Here is a 17,719-nt window from a genome sequence, read left to right on the forward strand (position 1 = left end):
ATGAGAACGTTAGTAGAAGATTATGATATTGTTGTAGTCGGTGCCGGTCATGCCGGATGTGAAGCAGCACTTGCGGGCGCGCGCCTGGGCCTGAATACAGTGATGTTTACTGTAAGTGTAGACAGTATCGCATTAATGCCATGTAACCCGAACGTAGGCGGCAGTTCCAAAGGCCATCTGGTAAGAGAGCTTGATGCCCTGGGCGGTGAAATGGGAAAAAATATTGACAAGACCTTTATCCAGTCCAAAATGCTTAACTGTTCCAAAGGACCTGCAGTGCACTCCTTACGTGCGCAGGCTGACAAACAGGCATACAGCAATGAAATGAGAAAAACGCTTGAAAATACACCTAATCTGACTATTAAACAGGGAGAAGTAACAAAACTTCTGGTCGAGGACGGAAAGATTACAGGGGTAAAAACATATTCCGGTGCAACTTATAACTGTAAAGCTGTGGTCCTCTGTACAGGAACTTATTTAAAAGCAAGATGTATTTACGGTGATGTAAGTAATTATACAGGACCAAACGGACTGCAGGCAGCCAACTATCTGACTGATTCTCTGAAAGAGCTGGGAATTGAAATGTTCCGTTTTAAAACAGGAACACCTGCCCGTATTGCCGGAAATACAATTGACTACAGTAAAATGGAGGAACAGTTTGGAGATGAGAGAGTTGTACCATTTTCATTCTCAACTAATCCGGAAGATGTTCAGATAGAGCAGAAATCCTGCTGGCTGACATATACAAATGAGAAAACTCATGAGATCATTCGTGCAAACCTTGACCGTTCTCCATTGTATTCTGGTATGATCGAAGGAACCGGTCCGCGTTATTGCCCGTCAATTGAAGATAAAGTAGTCCGTTTTGCAGATAAGAATCGTCATCAGGTATTTATTGAGCCGGAAGGTCTCTATACAAATGAGATGTATATTGGTGGAATGTCCAGCTCTCTGCCGGAAGATGTGCAGGAAGAAATGTATCATTCCGTACCGGGACTGGAACATGCAAAAATCGTAAAAAATGCATATGCCATCGAATATGACTGTATTAATCCACGTCAGTTATATCCTACACTGGAATTTAAGAAAATCAAAGGACTGTTCAGCGGCGGTCAGTTTAACGGAAGCTCAGGGTATGAAGAAGCAGCGGCGCAGGGACTGATCGCAGGAATTAATGCTGCTCTGGAAGTTAAAGGTCAGGAACAGCTGATTCTTGACCGTTCTGAGGCTTATATTGGTGTTCTTATTGATGATCTGGTAACAAAAGAAAACCATGAGCCATACAGAATGATGACCAGCAGAGCGGAGTACAGATTACTTCTCCGACAGGACAATGCGGATCTGAGACTTCGTAAAAAGGGATATCAGGCAGGGCTCATCAGTGAAGAGGATTATCAGAAAATCCTTACGAAAGAAGAACAGATAAAAACAGAGATCAGCAGAGTAGAACATACAAATATCGGAGCAAACAAAGAGGTTCAGACCCTTCTGGAAAGCTATAACAGCACACCGCTGAAATCTGGAACTACTCTGGCTGAACTGATCCGCCGTCCGGAACTTTCTTATGAAGCAATCAAACCACTTGATAAAGAACGTCCGGAACTGCCATGGGATGTACAGGAACAGGTTGACATTAACATCAAGTATGATGGATATATCCGCAGACAGTTAAAACAGGTAGAACAGTTTAAGAAACTGGAAGCAAAGAAAATCCCGACAGATCTTGATTATGAGAAAGTTGGAAGCCTGAGAATCGAAGCACGTCAGAAACTGGAAGCATACAGACCGATTTCAATCGGACAGGCTTCCCGAATTTCAGGAGTTTCTCCTGCTGATATATCAGTTTTACTGGTGTATCTTTCCAGTACGAAATAATTAATATAATACGCTTTAATGTGCTTATAAAAACAAGAAATTGGCAAAAAATATTAAAATAGTACATAAAAGAGTAAAATAACGGACTATAAATAACAGATAAAATCATAAAAGCACATAAAACAACCCTGTAAAATATACAAAAATAATAAATAAAGGTAGAAAAAGGAGAATAATACATGCCGTATAATCTGACGACATTGGAAAATGGATGCAGAGAACTGGGTATAGAGCTGAGCCAGAAGCAGAAAAATCAGTTTATCCAGTTTTATGAATTTCTGGTAGAAAAAAATAAGGTTATGAATCTGACAGGTATTACTGAGTTTGAGGAAGTACTTACAAAGCACTTTCTTGACAGTCTTGCCTGTGTAAAAGCCATTGATATGACAAAAGTAAAAACAATTATGGACATCGGTACAGGTGCCGGATTTCCAGGTGTGCCTTTGAAAATTGCTTTTCCACATCTGGAGGCATGTCTGCTGGATTCTCTGAAAAAGAGGGTAAACTTCCTTGAGGAAAGTTTTGAACTTCTTGGATTAGAAGGGATTAAGGCGATTCATGGAAGAGCAGAAGAGTATGCAAAAAATAAAGAGTATCGTGAGAAATATGATCTCTGTGTATCCAGGGCAGTATCAAACCTTGCAACTCTGTCAGAATATTGTCTTCCTTATGTAAAGACAGGAGGAACTTTCATTTCCTATAAATCAGGAACTGTACAGGAAGAGGCAGAAGAAGCAGAGAAAGCAATCAATATCCTCGGTGGTCAGGTGAAAGACATCACATACTTTAAATTGCCGGACTCCGAGATTGACCGATCCCTTGTCATTATAAATAAGAAAAAATCTACACCTGGAAAGTATCCGCGTAAAGCAGGAACACCATTAAAAGAACCATTGTCATAATAAATCTATGTATAGTTGTCTCATGAAATCTTCTGGCAAAAAATGCCGAGATTTCGGGACAGCTATTTTTTTCAAACAAACATCACAGAATAATCACACTTTTATCCTAATTTCATCACAACTTCATCATAAACTACTTTTATAGAGATGTCCTCGGGTTCCCCCATTCTCTGTTTCACCTGGGGACATTTTCTATATTTTATTTTGGCAAAAATTAAGAGGAGGAGAACACATTGATTGAAGTAAACAATCTGGTCAAACGATATGGTAACCATACGGCAGTTGACCACCTTTCCTTTAAAATAGAGAAAGGCAAAATCTATGGATTTCTGGGACCAAACGGTGCAGGAAAATCCACTACAATGAATATGATAACCGGATACATCGCATCCACCGAAGGAACCGTCAAAATTGACGGACACGATATCCTCGAAGAACCGGAAGCGGCAAAGAAATGTATCGGTTATCTGCCTGAACAGCCGCCGGTCTATTTTGATATGACTGTCCTGGAATACATGAAATTTGTGGCAGATCTCAAGAAAATCCCAAAAGATAAAAAAGCAAACATGATCGAAGAAGTCATGGATATGGTAAAGATTTCAGACATGAGAAACCGTCTGATAAAGAACCTGTCAAAAGGTTACAGACAGAGAGTTGGTCTTGCTGAGGCGATTATGGGGTATCCGGAGGTGATCATCCTGGATGAGCCGACAGTAGGTCTTGACCCTAAACAGATTATTGAAATCCGAACCTTAATTAAAGAATTAAAAAAGAAACATACCGTTATTCTCAGCTCGCATATACTTTCTGAAGTAAGCGCGGTATGCGATTACGTGCTGATCATTTCTCATGGAAAACTGGTAGCAAGCGATACTCCTGAGAATCTTGGAAAACTTGCAGAGGGATCCAATACTCTGGAGATGCTTATTAAAGGTGAAAAAACACAGATCAGGCTGGCTCTCGAGGGAATTGAGGGAGTCAACAGCGTAACAATGGAAAAAGATGAGAAACAGAATCTCTGGAGTGTGAAAGTTTCAACAGAGGAGCAGAATGACATTCGGGAAAAAGTATTCTACAAAATGTCGGAGATTAACAGCCCAATCTATGAGATGAAGTCCAGGAAAGTATCACTGGAGGAAATCTTCCTTGAACTTACTGCATCCGATAAACCAATATCTGCAGACGAAGTCCCAAATACACCTGAAGATAAAGATACTGATGCCGGTAGATCAAACGAGACAAACGTAAAACAGACATCAGCAGAAATATCGGAAGAACAGAATAATGATAAAGGGGGAGAGAAATAACCATGACAGCTATATATAAAAGAGAGCTGAAAAGTTACCTGACATCCATGGTAGGATATTTATTTATCTTTTTCATTCTTGTATTGACAGGTATTTATTTTTCAGCATATCAGCTTTCATCAGCATATCCGAAATTTGAATACACCTTAAGCGCAATTACCTTTGCATTCCTGATCGGAGTACCGATTTTGACTATGCGTGTACTTGCAGAGGAAAGAAAACAGAAAACAGATCAGTTGCTTCTGACAGCACCGGTTTCTGTGAGCGGTATTGTAATAGGTAAATATCTTGCACTGGTAACTGTATTTGCTGTTCCGATGGCAGTTATGTGTACTTATCCGCTGATTATGTCCAGGTTTGGCACAGTAGAGTTTGCATCTGCATATACAGCAGTCCTGGGATTCTTTCTCCTGGGATGTGCAAATATTGCAATCGGTGTATTTATGTCAGCATTAACTGAGAGCCAGGTAATTGCAGCGGTACTCACATTTGTTTTCTTATTTGCATTTTACATGATGAATGGTATTTCTTCATTCTTCTCTCAGACATCTATGTCGACATGCGTGACATTTGGGTTATTGATCCTGGCAGCAGCCATCATTATCTATACCATGATCAAGAATATTCTGATCTCAGCAGTGATCGGTGTGATTGGAGAAGTGGCACTGATTATTATTTATGTAGTAAAATCCAGTATTTTTGAGGGCGGTATTCAGAAAGTCCTGGATGTGTTTAATCTGAGCGGACACTTTGATAATTTTACAAGTAACATCTTTGATATAAAAGGAATTGTATATTTTCTTTCTGTGATCGCAGTATGCCTGTTCCTTACAACACAGTCTATTTTGAAGAGACGCTGGAATTAGTGGGGAGGTGAAAGAAAATGAAACTGAAAGAAAAGATGAAAAATAATAAGCATAAAAAATTTGACAAAAAGAAACTGATTGGCACCATCAGTAAGAAGCATATCAAAAACGGTTCTTACACAATGGTTATGTCAGTGATATTTATTGCAGTAGTTGTAGTGCTCAACATGATCGTAAATGCGATTCCGTCCAAATATTCAGAAATTGATATCAGCAGCCAGAAACTCTACAGTATTGGTGATGATACAAAAGCAATGCTGAAAGATCTGGACAAGGACGTAACAATTTACCAGATTGCACAGAGCGGTTCTGAAGATGAGAATATTACCAATCTGCTTAAGAAATATGAAGATGAATCCAAGCATATTAAAGTAGAGCAGAAGGATCCTGTAGTAAATCCTAAATTTGTAACGGAATATACAAGTGATGATCTTTCTGCAAACAGTCTGATCGTTGTATGCGGCGACAGAAATAAAGTCATTGATTACAACAATATCTATGAGAGCACAATTGATTATCAGACCTACAGCTCTCAGACCACCGGTTTCGACGGTGAAGGTCAGATCACAAGTGCGATTGGATATGTAACATCCGAAGATCTCCCGATCCTTTATACACTCGAGGGACATGGTGAGAAGGAGATGGATTCTACTATCAAAGAAGACATCGAGAAGGCAAACATGGATATTCAGTCTCTGAATCTTCTTACAGAGGGAAGTGTTCCGGATGATGCAGACTGCCTGTTCATTGATTCTCCGTCCACAGATATTTCAGAAGATGAAAAGACTGCTATTATCGATTATCTTGAAAATGGCGGAAAGGCGATGATTTTCTCTGATTATACAACAGAAGATCTGCCAAACTTTGATGCAGTTCTGGAAAACTATGGTGTTCAGAGAGAAGCTGGAATCGTATTTGAAGGTGATAATCAGCATTATGCAATGCAGATGCCATATTATCTGGTTCCGACTATAAACAGCACAGATGCAAGCTCTGAGACTGTTTCCGGAGGATATTATGTACTTGTACCATATGCACAGGGAATCAAAAAAATGGATGATGTAAGAGATACCGTAACGATCAACAGTATCCTCACCACATCAGACCAGGCATATTCCAAGACAGATCTGAACAGTGATACTCTGGAGAAAGAAGACGGAGACGAAGCTGGCCCATTTGATCTGGGAGTAAGCATCACAGAGACTCTGGATGATGACAAAGAAACGCAGATCGTATACTATTCAACTTCCAATCTGATGGAATCACAGGTAAATCAGATGGTATCCGGCGGAAATGAGAAGCTGATTATCGAATCCCTGAAGTGGATGACAGACACAGAAGACAGTGCAACCGTATCTATCCCATCCAAGAGCCTGTCCGTATCTTATCTGACACTTACAGACTATGATGCTGCATTCTGGAAGATCTGCACCATCGGTCTGATTCCTGGATTCTTCCTTGTTGTAGGGTTTGCAGTCTGGATGAAGAGGAGAAAAGCTTAAATGAAGAATAAAACTGTAAAAATGGTTCTTGCAGTTGTAGTTCTTGGTGTCTGCTGCGGGGCTTACGCAGGTGTAAAAACCTATGTAGCCCATCAGGAGCAGAAAGAATCCGAAGAAGATTCTGAAGAAAGCACAACTGTATTTACTGCATCAACAGATAACATTAAATCTCTGGATTTTATGGTTGATGATACAGAGACAACATTTGAAAAAGATGATGACAGCTGGGTAAAGAAAGACGAAACAGATTTTCCGGTAAATCAGACTACTCTGGACAGTGCAGAATCTGCTATTGCATCTGTCGATTCAGACAGAGTTCTGGAGGACGTAGATGATCTTTCAGAATATGGTCTGGACTCTCCGTCAAACACGATTAAGATTGTAACAAAATCTGATGAGGAAGATGGCGATGACATAACAACTACACTGTATGTGGGAGATGAAAATTCCTCCACCAGTCAGTATTATGTAAGAAAAGATGATGATGAGAAGACAGTATACCTGATAGATTCTTCCTGCGTAGAGCCGTTTACCAAATCATTGAATGATTATGCGCAGATGGAAGATTTCCCTGCAATTTCCAATACAGATACCATTACAAAAATTTCTGTAGACGGCGATAATTCCTATGAATTATCAAAAGACGAAGATACAAGTACCTGGTCAGTAAAAGGCAGCGAGGATGAAGAAAAAGCAGACTCAGCTACCGTAAGTTCTCTGGTATCCTCATTCGGAAGCATGGCATATAGTTCACTTGCAGATTATAAATGCGACGACAAGAGCAAATATGGTCTGGATAAACCATATGCAACAATCACAGTAGATTATCAGGAAGAAGTTGCTGATGATGACACACAAGATGATACGACAGCTTCCGGTGAGACGGCAGATGAAGATGCTTCATCTGTGGAAGAAAATAGTGACGATGCTGAACAGGATACAGAATCAGACGAAAGTGTAAGTGAAACTACGGATGAAACATCCGAGGCTGAAGATACTGACGGTGAAGAAACAGAAGATGAAACATCAGAAAACTCAGACAGTGCATCAGACAATGAGGATTCTTCGGAAGAAGAAACTAAGATGGCAGATAAGCAGCTTACAATTCTTGTTGGAAATGAAACAGATGACAGCAGCAGATATGTCATGGTAAATGACAGCAATGAAGTCTATACGATGTCAACGGATACTCTGTCCGCGCTCACTGATAAATCAGAAGAAGACTTCTGGGATATGACAGTAAGTTATGTATCTTTAAACAGCCTCGGAAGCCTCAAAGTAAATTATCAGGGCAGTGATTATAAAGTAAATGTTTCACGTGAAACATCCACAGATGATGATGGAAACGATACAGAAACAGTTACCTATAAACTGAATGGTTCTGATATGGATGAAACAACATTTACAACATTCTACAATAAACTGATCAACATGACGGCTCAGAAACGTCTGACAGATAAATATGAACCTGACGGTGATGCAGAACTAACAGCTACATTTACAGAAGAAGACGGTGATACACAGGAAGTTGCATACTATAGCTACGATACAAACTATTATGCAGCAGTGGTGGATAATAAAGTATATCTCGTAAATAAGATGAATGTAAAAGAACTGTTCACAGCATTTGAATCAGTTGTCGGAACAGAAGAAGACAGTTCAGATAAGACAGATTCAGACGAAGCAACAACAGATGATACTAAATCAGATTCAACAGATATGCCAGGTGAGAGCATAGAAGAGTCCGATGACAGTACATCTGAAACAGCCGGCATAACAAACGATTCTGATACATCCGAAGAGGAGAATACAGATTCTCAGGAAACGGACAGTACAGAAGAGTAAAAGAATAAACGAATCTATAAAAAAGTGAGGCAGGCATATAGAATTTCTTCCATATGCCTGCCTCACTTTTTGTTGTATTAGAGCGTGTTTGAAAAATTATTCCCACAATCTGCACGTCCCACTTTGCGGTATATTTTGTCTGAATTCGGTTGCTGTAGTCACCGCAACGTCGCCTTCTTCCGACTTGAAATAAAAAAATTTATCCTTCAAAACTGTCTCAAAATCAACTCGTCGACTCATTCTGGCTTAAATATAAGGCTTAAAAGAAGATTTTAACCTGTTCAAGAAACGCTTCAGGTGCTTCAACATGTGGAAGATGTTTTGTTTCTTTGAGAACAGAAACTTCAATAGCCGGGTTGGAGGCACAATAATCATCAGTGATAGCCTTTCCGTTTGGCTCTGTTTCACCTTCAACAATATAAATACTGTTATCCAGTGCCTTAAGTGCATGACAGATATTTATATTTATATACTTAGCTGCAAGACTGGAGTACAAAAATCTGGTATAATATCCACCTTTATGAGCTGCTTCATAATAAGCATCTGCCATTTGATTATCCACATGGAATGGATTACAATACATCTTCTCGATAAAAAGATTATTTATATTATCACGTGATACGATCATATGATAAACCAGAGTTCCGAAAATCGGAATTTCCAGAGCTGCTTTTAACAGGCGGTCCTTTCTGTTTGGCATCTGTTTTAATTGAGTCAGGCTGGGCGGATTTACCAGCATGATTTTGTTAAAAAGTTCTTTCTCATTGTGACAGGCCATAGTAACAAAAGAGCCTGAAAAACCACTTGCAATCACATCTGTTTTCTGACCAATTATTTTTTTGATAAAATCACTGATCATCTGAACATAAACAAAATTTGTATAGGTAATGCTGGATTTGTCCGAACGTCCGCATCCTAACAGATCAACAGTATATACGGTATGGTCAATTGCCAGTTCGTCTTCAATTTTGCTCCATTCATACCCGGAAGCTCCAGGTAAAGTGTCATGAATCAAAAGAATCGGTGACCCAGTTCCCTTTTTAGTATAATAAATGTTCCCAAAGCGCCATTCAAAGTAATTGTCATTAGAAATGTGGAGCATCTGTTTTAATTGTGCAGCAGTAGCAATCGTGTGGTTAATGAAATGAACAGCAACAGTTGCGCCGGTCATCAGAGCAGCAAATGTAAGAAATTTGTGCTTGTTTTTACTCATTTTCGGCCTCCTTTATCAAGCATAACAAGTGATTAGCCTGCTAAAATTATATACCCATATTATACCGCGATACTGTCTGTTTTACAAGAAAATATGATGCGAAAAAAAGAACCATATGGATTGATGATGTTACTGTTCACTCCGTTCACAGCAACACGCTTCGCGATGCACAGAATTTATGCTAATCGCATAAATTCGCGCGGTATGTCTCGGGTTTTCTGTGACCTTCACTCACAAAAAACACCTCGCGGGATATTACCAGTGAACAGTAACTTGATGATTACTGTTCACACACCACAATCCTGCGAGGTGTTTTGGCATGAATGTGCCAAAATCCCGAGACATACAAGCCAAAATTCCATTGCCGCAGGCAATCTGGAATTTTGGCTGCGTTACTGAGAACGGAGTGAACAGTAACGATTGATGGAAAAAGAAAATGTCAATCACCACAAAATATACAATATTTATGCTAAAAATAATGTGTTTTTTTATGTTTCACGTGAAACATTATGTGGCATGATTAAAATAAAAGTGTTATAATAAACCTGCGTATGCCTGTTGGCATTATAAAAAATAATGTAACAGGCAAAATAGGAATAACTACAATTAAAACCTCATAAAGGAGGAATGAAGTTGGGAAGAATTATAGCAGTTGCTAATCAGAAAGGCGGAGTTGGAAAGTCAACAACTGCAATTAATCTTTCAGCATGTCTTGCAGAAAAAGGGAAAAAGGTTCTCGCAATTGATATGGATCCACAGGGAAATACTACCAGTGGTTTCGGCGTTGATAAGAACGGCATAGAAAATACATTGTATGAACTTTTGCTTGGAGAGGCAGAAACGAAAGACACGATTGTAAAAGATGTTGTTGAGAATCTTGACCTGATTCCATCTAATATTAATCTTTCCGGTGCAGAAATCGAGCTGGTAGGAATCGATGATAAAGAATTTATCTTAAAGGGAATCACAGATAAGCTTCGACGTAAATATGATTACATAATACTGGATTGTCCGCCGTCATTAAATATGCTGACGATCAATGCATTAACCGCAGCTACATCTGTATTAGTGCCGATCCAGTGTGAATATTATGCGCTGGAGGGACTTTCACAGCTGATTCATACCATTGATCTGGTAAAAGAAAGACTGAATAAACGTCTGAAAATGGAAGGCGTAGTATTCACAATGTATGACGCAAGAACAAACCTGTCTCTGCAGGTAGTGGAAAACGTAAAAGAGAATTTAAATCAGAATATTTATAAAACAATTATTCCACGTAATGTAAGACTGGCGGAGGCTCCAAGCTATGGACAGCCGATTAATATCTATGATCCGAGATCAGCAGGAGCAGAAAGCTACAGGCTTCTGGCAGAGGAAGTGCTCAACAGGGAGGATAATTAATGGCAGGAAGAAAAAACGGTCTTGGCAGAGGCTTAGATGCATTTTTTCCAGACAGAACATCTGTTGTCAAAGAACCTGCCAGAAAGACAATAACCAAAACAGTTAAAACAGAGAAGAAATCTGACGTAGCTGAAAAACAGACAAACCCTACTGTTGCAAAGAAGCAAACAGCAGATTCGAAAACAGGGGCAATGATCGTAAAGATCTCAAGTGTAGAGCCGAATATGGATCAGCCACGTAAACAGTTCGATGAAGATGCACTCATGGAACTGTCTGAGTCTATTAAACAGTACGGCGTACTCCATCCGCTTCTCGTGTCTGATAAAAAGGACTACTATGAAATAATTGCAGGTGAAAGACGCTGGAGAGCGGCAAAGCTTGCCGGACTGACAGAGATTCCTGTAATTGTTAAAGAGTTTTCTGAGCAGGAATTAGTAGAAATTTCCCTGATTGAGAATATTCAGCGGGAAGATTTAAACCCTGTGGAAGAAGCGATGGCATATAAACGACTGATTGATGAATTTCATCTGAAACAGGATGAAATCGCAGAGCGTGTAGGGAAGAGCAGAACAGCAGTAACAAATGCAATGAGACTTCTCAAACTCAGTGAAAAAGTGCAGCAGATGCTGATTGATGAGATGATCACTGCTGGTCATGCCAGGGCAATCCTTTCGATAGCAGATAAGGAAAAGCAGGAATCAATTGCAATGAAGGTTTTTGACGAGAAATTAAGTGTTCGTGAAACAGAAGCGCTTGTAAAACGTATGCTGGAGCCGCCAAAAACAGCAAAGAAGAGCAAATTCAGTTCTGCTGAGGATGCAATATATGAGAGTCTGGAAGAAAAAATGAAAAGTATCATGGGTACCAGAGTCCAGATTCACAGAAAGAAAAATGACAAAGGTAAAATTGAAATTGAATATTATTCCAAGGATGAACTGGAAAGAATCATAGATCTTTTCGAATCCATTGGTTAGGAGTGACAGTAATATGAGTGGCATTTTTGAAAATCTTGGAATTGATTCCGGGATCATCATTATTATACTGCTGATTCTTACTATCTTCCTGCTGGTAAGGAATATCAGTATGAATATGCGCCTGAGCCGTCTGGAACGTAAATATAAGACGTTCATGAAAGGTTCAGATGCACAGTCTCTGGAAAAAGTATTCGTTAGAAAATTCGCTCAGATAGATAAGCTCTATGATGCGAAGGAAGAACATGATCATGATCTTCTTTTTATCAAAAAGAATCTTGATAAAATGTTTAATAAATATGGTGTAGAAAAGTATGACGCATTTGATGATGTAGGTGGAAAGTTAAGTTTTGCGCTGGCTTTGCTGGACAAAGAGAACACAGGCCTTATCTTAAATGCAGTACACAGCCGGGACAATTGCTTTTTGTATATGAAAGAAATTGTAAAAGGCGAATCCTACGTTATGCTCAGCCAGGAAGAAGTAGAGGCACTTCGTAAGGCAGTGAATTTTGGACTGGATAATATTGAAGAATAAAGTTTTTTAAAAGTTACTGTGAACGGAGTGAACAGTAATGTTTAAAAGTTGAAAACAAGAGCATACTAAAAGAGAATCTGTTTTGTGCAGGAATGCACATGATATGATAAATTGATATCAGGGGGAAAGTTGTTGCCAGATTTTACCCTGACATCATTACATAATGTAATAGAATATTTCAGGAGGAACAAGATGTTAGATATTAAATTTGTGAGAGAAAATCCGGAAGTTGTAAAACAGAATATCCGCAACAAATTTCAGGATAATAAACTGGAATTAGTGGATAAAGTTCTGGAACTGGACAAAGAGAATCGCGAAATCAAACAGGAAGTAGAAGCTCTTCGTGCAGAGAGAAATAAAATTTCCAAACAGATCGGTGCACTGATGGCACAGGGAAAGAAAGAAGAAGCTGAAGAAGTAAAGAAACAGGTAGCTGCTTCCGGAACCCGTATTGAAGAACTTTCCACAAGAGAGAAAGAGGTAGAGGAAGAACTTCTCAAAGATATGATGGTAATTCCGAATATCATCGATCCATCTGTACCGATCGGTAAAGATGACAGCGAGAACGTAGAAATCGAGAAGTTTGGTGAACCGGTTGTTCCGGATTTTGAAGTGCCATATCATACAGAAATTATGGAAAGTTTTGATGGAATCGATCTTGACAGTGCAAGACGTGTTGCGGGAAATGGTTTCTACTATTTAATGGGAGATATCGCAAGACTTCACTCAGCAGTAATTTCCTATGCACGTGACTTCATGATAAACAGAGGTTTTACTTACTGTGTACCTCCTTTTATGATCAGAAGCAATGTTGTAACAGGTGTAATGAGTTTTGCTGAAATGGATGCCATGATGTATAAGATTGAGGGTGAAGATTTATACCTGATCGGAACAAGTGAACATTCCATGATCGGTAAATTTATCGATCAGATCATTCCTGAGGAAGAACTTCCGAAAACTCTTACAAGCTATTCTCCATGTTTCCGTAAGGAAAAAGGTGCTCATGGACTTGAGGAGAGAGGCGTTTACCGTATTCATCAGTTTGAAAAACAGGAAATGATCGTTGTCTGCAGACCGGAAGAAAGTCCGATGTGGTTTGATAAATTATGGCAGAATACAGTAGATCTGTTCCGTTCTCTGGATATTCCGGTTCGTACACTTGAGTGCTGCTCCGGTGACCTGGCAGACCTGAAAGTAAAATCTCTTGACGTAGAAGCATGGTCTCCACGTCAGAAAAAATATTTCGAGGTAGGAAGCTGTTCAAACCTTGGTGATGCACAGGCACGTCGTCTTAAGATCCGTGTAAACGGAAAAGATGGTAAGAAATATCTTGCACATACATTAAATAATACTGTTGTAGCACCGCCTAGAATGTTGATCGCATTCCTGGAGAATAACCTGAATGAAGACGGTTCTGTAAGTATTCCTAAAGCTCTGCAGCCATACATGGGTGGTATGACAAAGATTGAGAAAAAGCACGCTTAATGGAGGGTGAGCTTTTTCAGGGAGGTGTTCTTATGCACAGTTATCTGAGGGCAGTTGGTTTTTCCAGGATCACCAAAAGAAGCAGTATCAGACAGATCATTACGGATGTGGTTGAAACTTATGATGAGAAAACGGTCATAGAGAACTACCCTGATGGTATGTTTGCAGAGTTTTCCAAGAATTATGGATGCGATTGTGGAATTACTGTCTGCGGGCAGTATGATGAAAACAACGTATTTTATCCGGATTATTATTTTCCTTTTTTTCGCGGAACAGGCATTACAACACAGGAGAGTGTTGTGATAGAAAGACATGCAGACAAAGAATCTTTTGCAGGTGCCTGTGACGATTTGAGAATTGGGGTTACTTTAATTTTCTATCTTCAGAATGCGGCTGAGTATCTGCAACAGCGTGAAAAAGGCAACATACTTCCGGGTGGCCAGCCTTTAACCCTTTCCGGGCTGGCCAGGGAAGGAAAAATCCTTTTTCCTGTAGAGAAAGATAAAGAAGCAGTAAAAGCAGAACGTGAACTGACAAAGAACAGAAATCATCTCATTGCAGCCGCCAGAAACGGTGATGAAGAGGCTATGGAGAGCCTCACGATGGAGGATATGGATACATATTCCATGATTTCTCAGCGTATAGTTACAGACGATATTTTTTCTATAGTGGATTCCTATTTCATGCCATATGGAATTGAATGTGATCAATATAGTATCATGGGTGAGATTCTGGATTTTATGACATTCAAGAACATTATAACAGGAGAAGAAATCTGCCAGCTTACATTAGACTGTAATGATATGCAGTTTGATGTTTGTATCAATAAGAATGATTTGCTGGGGGAGCCAAAGATCGGACGTAGATTCAAAGGAATCATATGGCTCCAGGGACAGTTGCACTATTAATTAAAATGATTTATGATGGCATGGACGAATATTTCGCCCATGCTATTTTGAGTTTTACAAGAATATGTTTCACGTGAAACATGCTTATAGCAATCCACTTGACGAGGAAATGCTATAGAAATATACATTTCACGCCGAATATTTGCAATTCATTCCATGGGTAAGAAAAGAATGAATTCCTATGATATACTTGGAGCAGGCAAGGTGGAAAACTGAAAAAAGGAAGGTGATATTATATGAAAAACAAATTATGGAAACAATGGATGATAAGTGGGGTTCTGGTTTCTGCAATGGTTGTATCATGCGGGGTATCTGTAAGTGTACAGGCAGAAGAAACAACAGAGACAGAAGAAGCAGCAGAAACCGATTCCTCTACTGAAAGTGAAGATGATCTGCAGATTCTTTTTGATCAGGCAGTTGAAGATGCGATGATTGCTGAGGATGGTGAGATTCTTCCGGTAGTAAGCCTGGATGAGGGAGAGCCTTATGCAGTTTATAATGAAGAGGGAAGAGTTCTTCTATATACATTCCATAAATATCCGGACAGTTATCTGGATGGCACTGATGTGAAACTGGAATGGGGAAATGTATGGACATTTACAGGTGGTGAACTGGAAGACTGGTATCAGGAAAATAAAGAGGGTGTAACAGACTGGCAGACAAGAATGAAAGAATTGCTTGGTCTGACTCCTGATAATGAATCTAACTATGTTACAGCTATGTGGGTAAAACCGGAAGATGTTTTTCGTCCGGCATATATTTCGGATATTGGAACAGTAGAAATGACAGATTCATTCTCCGAAGATGTTGATGCGGATTATAAAGCATGGTTTGATGCGAACATTATTTCCAGCTATTATGATGGCGAATATCCATGGACAAGATTGGGATATACTTATGACTGGGCGGATAATGGACAGGCTTACGGGTTGTCTGAGTTTATCGTTAAACAGGATAGTGATGTAAAAGTAGCATATACTGTTGAACTGGGTGAGATGATTCAAAAGCTGGAAGATAATACATGGAATCCGGAAGCAGAAAATTAGATAAGAAAAGCCAGATTGCACTTGTAATTTTCTTTGAAATATAGTATATTAGTTACTGTTCATACACCATTATTCCTCGAGGTATTTTTGCAAAAATATGCCAAAGTCCCGAGACATACAAGCCAAAATCCCATTGTCGCAGGTAATCTGGAATGAATTTTGGTTAAGTTACTGAGAACGGAGTGAACAGTAACTTATATTATGGGTGTTGATTAAATGTCCATATAGCTCAGCTGGATAGAGCACTCGCCTCCTAAGCGAAAGCCGAGGCATTCCCCAAAGGGAAAAAATGAAAAACAACTTTCAGTTCAAATCTATTCTGAAAAATGCCAAAGGTGACAACAAAGCATTCCCCAAATTGGGGAACGTTCTAATGTTACCAAATCAAAAAAATCTGTAGATTGACAACTCGAAATAGAGTTGATAATCTTATATATGGCCGAAGGGAAAAATCCCAGAAACCCAGTAAAATCAAGGGTTTGCGGCATGTGTCGTCATAGCTCAGCTGGATAGAGCACTCGCCTCCTAAGCGAGGGGTCGGAGGTTCAAATCCTCTTGGCGACGGGCTTCAAAGCGTTCGAAAATGTTAGCTGGATTAGCTGACAGCGAACGCTTTTGTTATTTTCTAATCACGTTCGTGACACAAAATTCCATTCAAAATGATCAATTTCCAGCTAACGAAATCCGATTTTTGTTAGCTGACAGCTAATCAAAATTACCGGTTTGCAAACATGGGTTTTAAGAAGTTCAGCTAACATTTGGGTTCTGCTCTGTTGTCACCCCTTATTTGGGAATGTAAATCAGAGAAAAGGCGAGAAAAGAAACAAACTCTCCCAAACTTGCAAACATGAATTAGCTGAAACAGTATTCAATTCTATTAGCTACAGCTAATGGTTAAACAGCAATGTCTGTTTGGAACTTTTCTAACTAAAAAAGTTCCAGGCAGGCATTTTTTAGTTCCTGAATCCTGGAGGAAAGGAGTCAAGATGACTGAACCAAACAGACAATCAGAAGAAAACGAAGAAAGAATCATAGAAATTGAGATTGAGCGTCTTCGACCGTTCAAAGAGCATCCGTTTCAGGTGAAAGATGATAAGGAAATGTTTCTTTTGCAGGAAAGCATTGAGAAGTATGGAATATTAAATCCGCTGATCGTCAGACCGGTACCGGATGGATACTATGAGATCATATCCGGCCACAGAAGAAAACATGCTGCGGAGAAACTGGGATACCGAAAAGTACCGGTGATCATCCGGGTATTAAGTGAAGATGATTCCATTTTAAGTATGGTGGATTCTAATCTTCACAGAGAACGGATCAGCTACAGCGAAAAAGCTTTTGCTTACAAACTGAAGAATGACGTACTAAAAAGAAAAAGTGGTCGAAAAAAGAGCCAAGTTGACCACAAAACACCAAGAAAACGATCGATAGATATTATCAGTGAGGATTGTGGTGATAGCCCAAAACAAGTGCAGCGTTATATATCACTGACAAAGCTTATACCGGAAATGTTGCAGAAACTGGATGATGAGATTATTTCTTTTTGTCCGGCAGTAGAGATTGCTGCATTGAAAGAAAATGAACAAAGAGAACTGCTTAAAGCAATGGATTATGCACAGGCGATTCCGTCACTCTCACAGGCTCAGCGGATAAAGCAGCTGAGTAAAGAAAAACAGTTATCGTTAGAAAAGATGGAAGAAATCATGAGTGAAGTTAAAAAAGGTGAGATCACCAGAGTAGCATTTACCAATGAGCAACTACACAAGTATTTTCCAAATTCTTATACACCGGCAATGATGAAACGGGAAATACTGGCACTGCTAAAATTATGGAAAAAAGAATCATGGGAAAGTTAAAGGAGGA

General features: G+C 39.4%; 15 protein-coding genes and 1 tRNA gene. 15 read left to right on the top strand and 1 reads right to left on the bottom strand.

All coding sequences use genetic code 11. From position 1 onward, the window contains the following. From mnmG to LJE12_RS20615, 7 genes are all read left to right on the top strand, one after another. Nucleotides 1–1,875: a tRNA uridine-5-carboxymethylaminomethyl(34) synthesis enzyme MnmG gene (mnmG, locus tag LJE12_RS09170; RefSeq protein WP_020993345.1), complete on the top strand. Its 1,875-nt coding sequence runs from the start codon at nt 1–3 to the stop codon at nt 1,873–1,875. Between the two features lie 179 nt (nt 1,876–2,054). Beyond that, nucleotides 2,055–2,777, top strand: a complete 723-nt coding sequence (gene rsmG / locus LJE12_RS09175; protein ID WP_020993346.1) for a 16S rRNA (guanine(527)-N(7))-methyltransferase RsmG — start codon at nt 2,055–2,057, stop codon at nt 2,775–2,777. Nucleotides 2,778–3,010: 233 nt separating this feature from the next. Next, nucleotides 3,011–4,084 carry an ABC transporter ATP-binding protein gene (locus LJE12_RS09180; protein ID WP_118614446.1) on the top strand — a complete coding sequence of 358 codons (1,074 nt, stop codon included), beginning with the start codon at nt 3,011–3,013 and terminating at the stop codon, nt 4,082–4,084. A 2-nt stretch (nt 4,085–4,086) separates the two neighbouring features. Further along, on the top strand, nt 4,087–4,950 hold the full coding sequence (locus LJE12_RS09185; RefSeq protein WP_055053957.1) for an ABC transporter permease subunit: 864 nt from the start codon (nt 4,087–4,089) through the stop codon (nt 4,948–4,950). A 17-nt stretch (nt 4,951–4,967) separates the two neighbouring features. Next, nucleotides 4,968–6,452: a GldG family protein gene (locus LJE12_RS09190; RefSeq protein WP_055053956.1), complete on the top strand. Its 1,485-nt coding sequence runs from the start codon at nt 4,968–4,970 to the stop codon at nt 6,450–6,452. Continuing rightward, nucleotides 6,453–8,297 (top strand): DUF4340 domain-containing protein, encoded by a 1,845-nt coding sequence (locus LJE12_RS09195; protein ID WP_227226886.1) that lies wholly within the window; start codon nt 6,453–6,455, stop codon nt 8,295–8,297. Nucleotides 8,298–8,385: 88 nt separating this feature from the next. Continuing rightward, nucleotides 8,386–8,490 carry a DUF6783 domain-containing protein gene (locus LJE12_RS20615; protein WP_320055410.1) on the top strand — a complete coding sequence of 35 codons (105 nt, stop codon included), beginning with the start codon at nt 8,386–8,388 and terminating at the stop codon, nt 8,488–8,490. Between the two features lie 66 nt (nt 8,491–8,556). Here LJE12_RS20615 and LJE12_RS09200 read toward each other — a convergent pair whose 3' ends face one another. Further along, complete coding sequence (locus tag LJE12_RS09200; RefSeq protein ID WP_227226887.1) at nt 8,557–9,510, bottom strand: alpha/beta fold hydrolase; 954 nt, start codon at nt 9,508–9,510, stop codon at nt 8,557–8,559. Between the two features lie 633 nt (nt 9,511–10,143). On the opposite strand from LJE12_RS09200, the gene LJE12_RS09205 reads away from it, so the two are divergent. The 8 genes from LJE12_RS09205 (at nt 10,144) to LJE12_RS09240 (ending at nt 17,712) form a co-directional block, all read left to right on the top strand. After that, the gene (locus LJE12_RS09205; protein ID WP_025578451.1) at nt 10,144–10,911 is read left to right on the top strand and encodes a ParA family protein; all 768 of its coding nucleotides are present in this window, start codon (nt 10,144–10,146) and stop codon (nt 10,909–10,911) included. After that, entirely contained in the window at nt 10,911–11,885 is a 975-nt protein-coding gene (locus tag LJE12_RS09210) for a ParB/RepB/Spo0J family partition protein (protein ID WP_025578450.1), read from the top strand. The genes LJE12_RS09205 and LJE12_RS09210 overlap by 1 nt, the downstream gene beginning before the upstream one ends. A 13-nt stretch (nt 11,886–11,898) precedes the next feature. Next, nucleotides 11,899–12,417: a DUF4446 family protein gene (locus LJE12_RS09215; protein WP_020993348.1), complete on the top strand. Its 519-nt coding sequence runs from the start codon at nt 11,899–11,901 to the stop codon at nt 12,415–12,417. A gap of 192 nt (nt 12,418–12,609) precedes the next feature. Beyond that, nucleotides 12,610–13,902, top strand: a complete 1,293-nt coding sequence (gene serS / locus LJE12_RS09220) for a serine--tRNA ligase (protein WP_227226888.1) — start codon at nt 12,610–12,612, stop codon at nt 13,900–13,902. Between the two features lie 32 nt (nt 13,903–13,934). After that, complete coding sequence (locus LJE12_RS09225; RefSeq protein WP_008708032.1) at nt 13,935–14,810, top strand: DUF3881 family protein; 876 nt, start codon at nt 13,935–13,937, stop codon at nt 14,808–14,810. A gap of 236 nt (nt 14,811–15,046) precedes the next feature. Continuing rightward, nucleotides 15,047–15,856, top strand: a complete 810-nt coding sequence (locus LJE12_RS09230; protein WP_227226889.1) for a hypothetical protein — start codon at nt 15,047–15,049, stop codon at nt 15,854–15,856. A 490-nt stretch (nt 15,857–16,346) separates the two neighbouring features. After that, nucleotides 16,347–16,420, top strand: a tRNA-Arg gene (locus LJE12_RS09235). Between the two features lie 326 nt (nt 16,421–16,746). Then, nucleotides 16,747–17,712: a ParB/RepB/Spo0J family partition protein gene (locus LJE12_RS09240; protein WP_173681795.1), complete on the top strand. Its 966-nt coding sequence runs from the start codon at nt 16,747–16,749 to the stop codon at nt 17,710–17,712. Nucleotides 17,713–17,719: the final 7 nt, after the last annotated feature.

Source organism: Blautia sp. DFI.6.71, from assembly GCF_020593585.1.
Classification (GTDB): Bacteria; Bacillota; Clostridia; order Lachnospirales; family Lachnospiraceae; genus Blautia_A; species Blautia_A wexlerae.

Excerpts from the sequence above, each read along its gene's own strand:
- mnmG (WP_020993345.1), top strand. The coding sequence starts at position 1 with ATGAGAACGTTAGTAGAAGATTATGATATTGTTGTAGTCGGTGCCGGT.
- rsmG (WP_020993346.1), top strand. The coding sequence starts at position 2,055 with ATGCCGTATAATCTGACGACATTGGAAAATGGATGCAGAGAACTGGGT.
- LJE12_RS09185 (WP_055053957.1), top strand. The coding sequence starts at position 4,087 with ATGACAGCTATATATAAAAGAGAGCTGAAAAGTTACCTGACATCCATG.
- LJE12_RS09190 (WP_055053956.1), top strand. The coding sequence starts at position 4,968 with ATGAAACTGAAAGAAAAGATGAAAAATAATAAGCATAAAAAATTTGAC.
- LJE12_RS09195 (WP_227226886.1), top strand. The coding sequence starts at position 6,453 with ATGAAGAATAAAACTGTAAAAATGGTTCTTGCAGTTGTAGTTCTTGGT.
- LJE12_RS09200 (WP_227226887.1), bottom strand. The coding sequence starts at position 9,510 with ATGAGTAAAAACAAGCACAAATTTCTTACATTTGCTGCTCTGATGACC.
- LJE12_RS09210 (WP_025578450.1), top strand. The coding sequence starts at position 10,911 with ATGGCAGGAAGAAAAAACGGTCTTGGCAGAGGCTTAGATGCATTTTTT.
- LJE12_RS09215 (WP_020993348.1), top strand. The coding sequence starts at position 11,899 with ATGAGTGGCATTTTTGAAAATCTTGGAATTGATTCCGGGATCATCATT.
- serS (WP_227226888.1), top strand. The coding sequence starts at position 12,610 with ATGTTAGATATTAAATTTGTGAGAGAAAATCCGGAAGTTGTAAAACAG.
- LJE12_RS09225 (WP_008708032.1), top strand. The coding sequence starts at position 13,935 with ATGCACAGTTATCTGAGGGCAGTTGGTTTTTCCAGGATCACCAAAAGA.
- LJE12_RS09230 (WP_227226889.1), top strand. The coding sequence starts at position 15,047 with ATGAAAAACAAATTATGGAAACAATGGATGATAAGTGGGGTTCTGGTT.
- LJE12_RS09240 (WP_173681795.1), top strand. The coding sequence starts at position 16,747 with ATGGTTAAACAGCAATGTCTGTTTGGAACTTTTCTAACTAAAAAAGTT.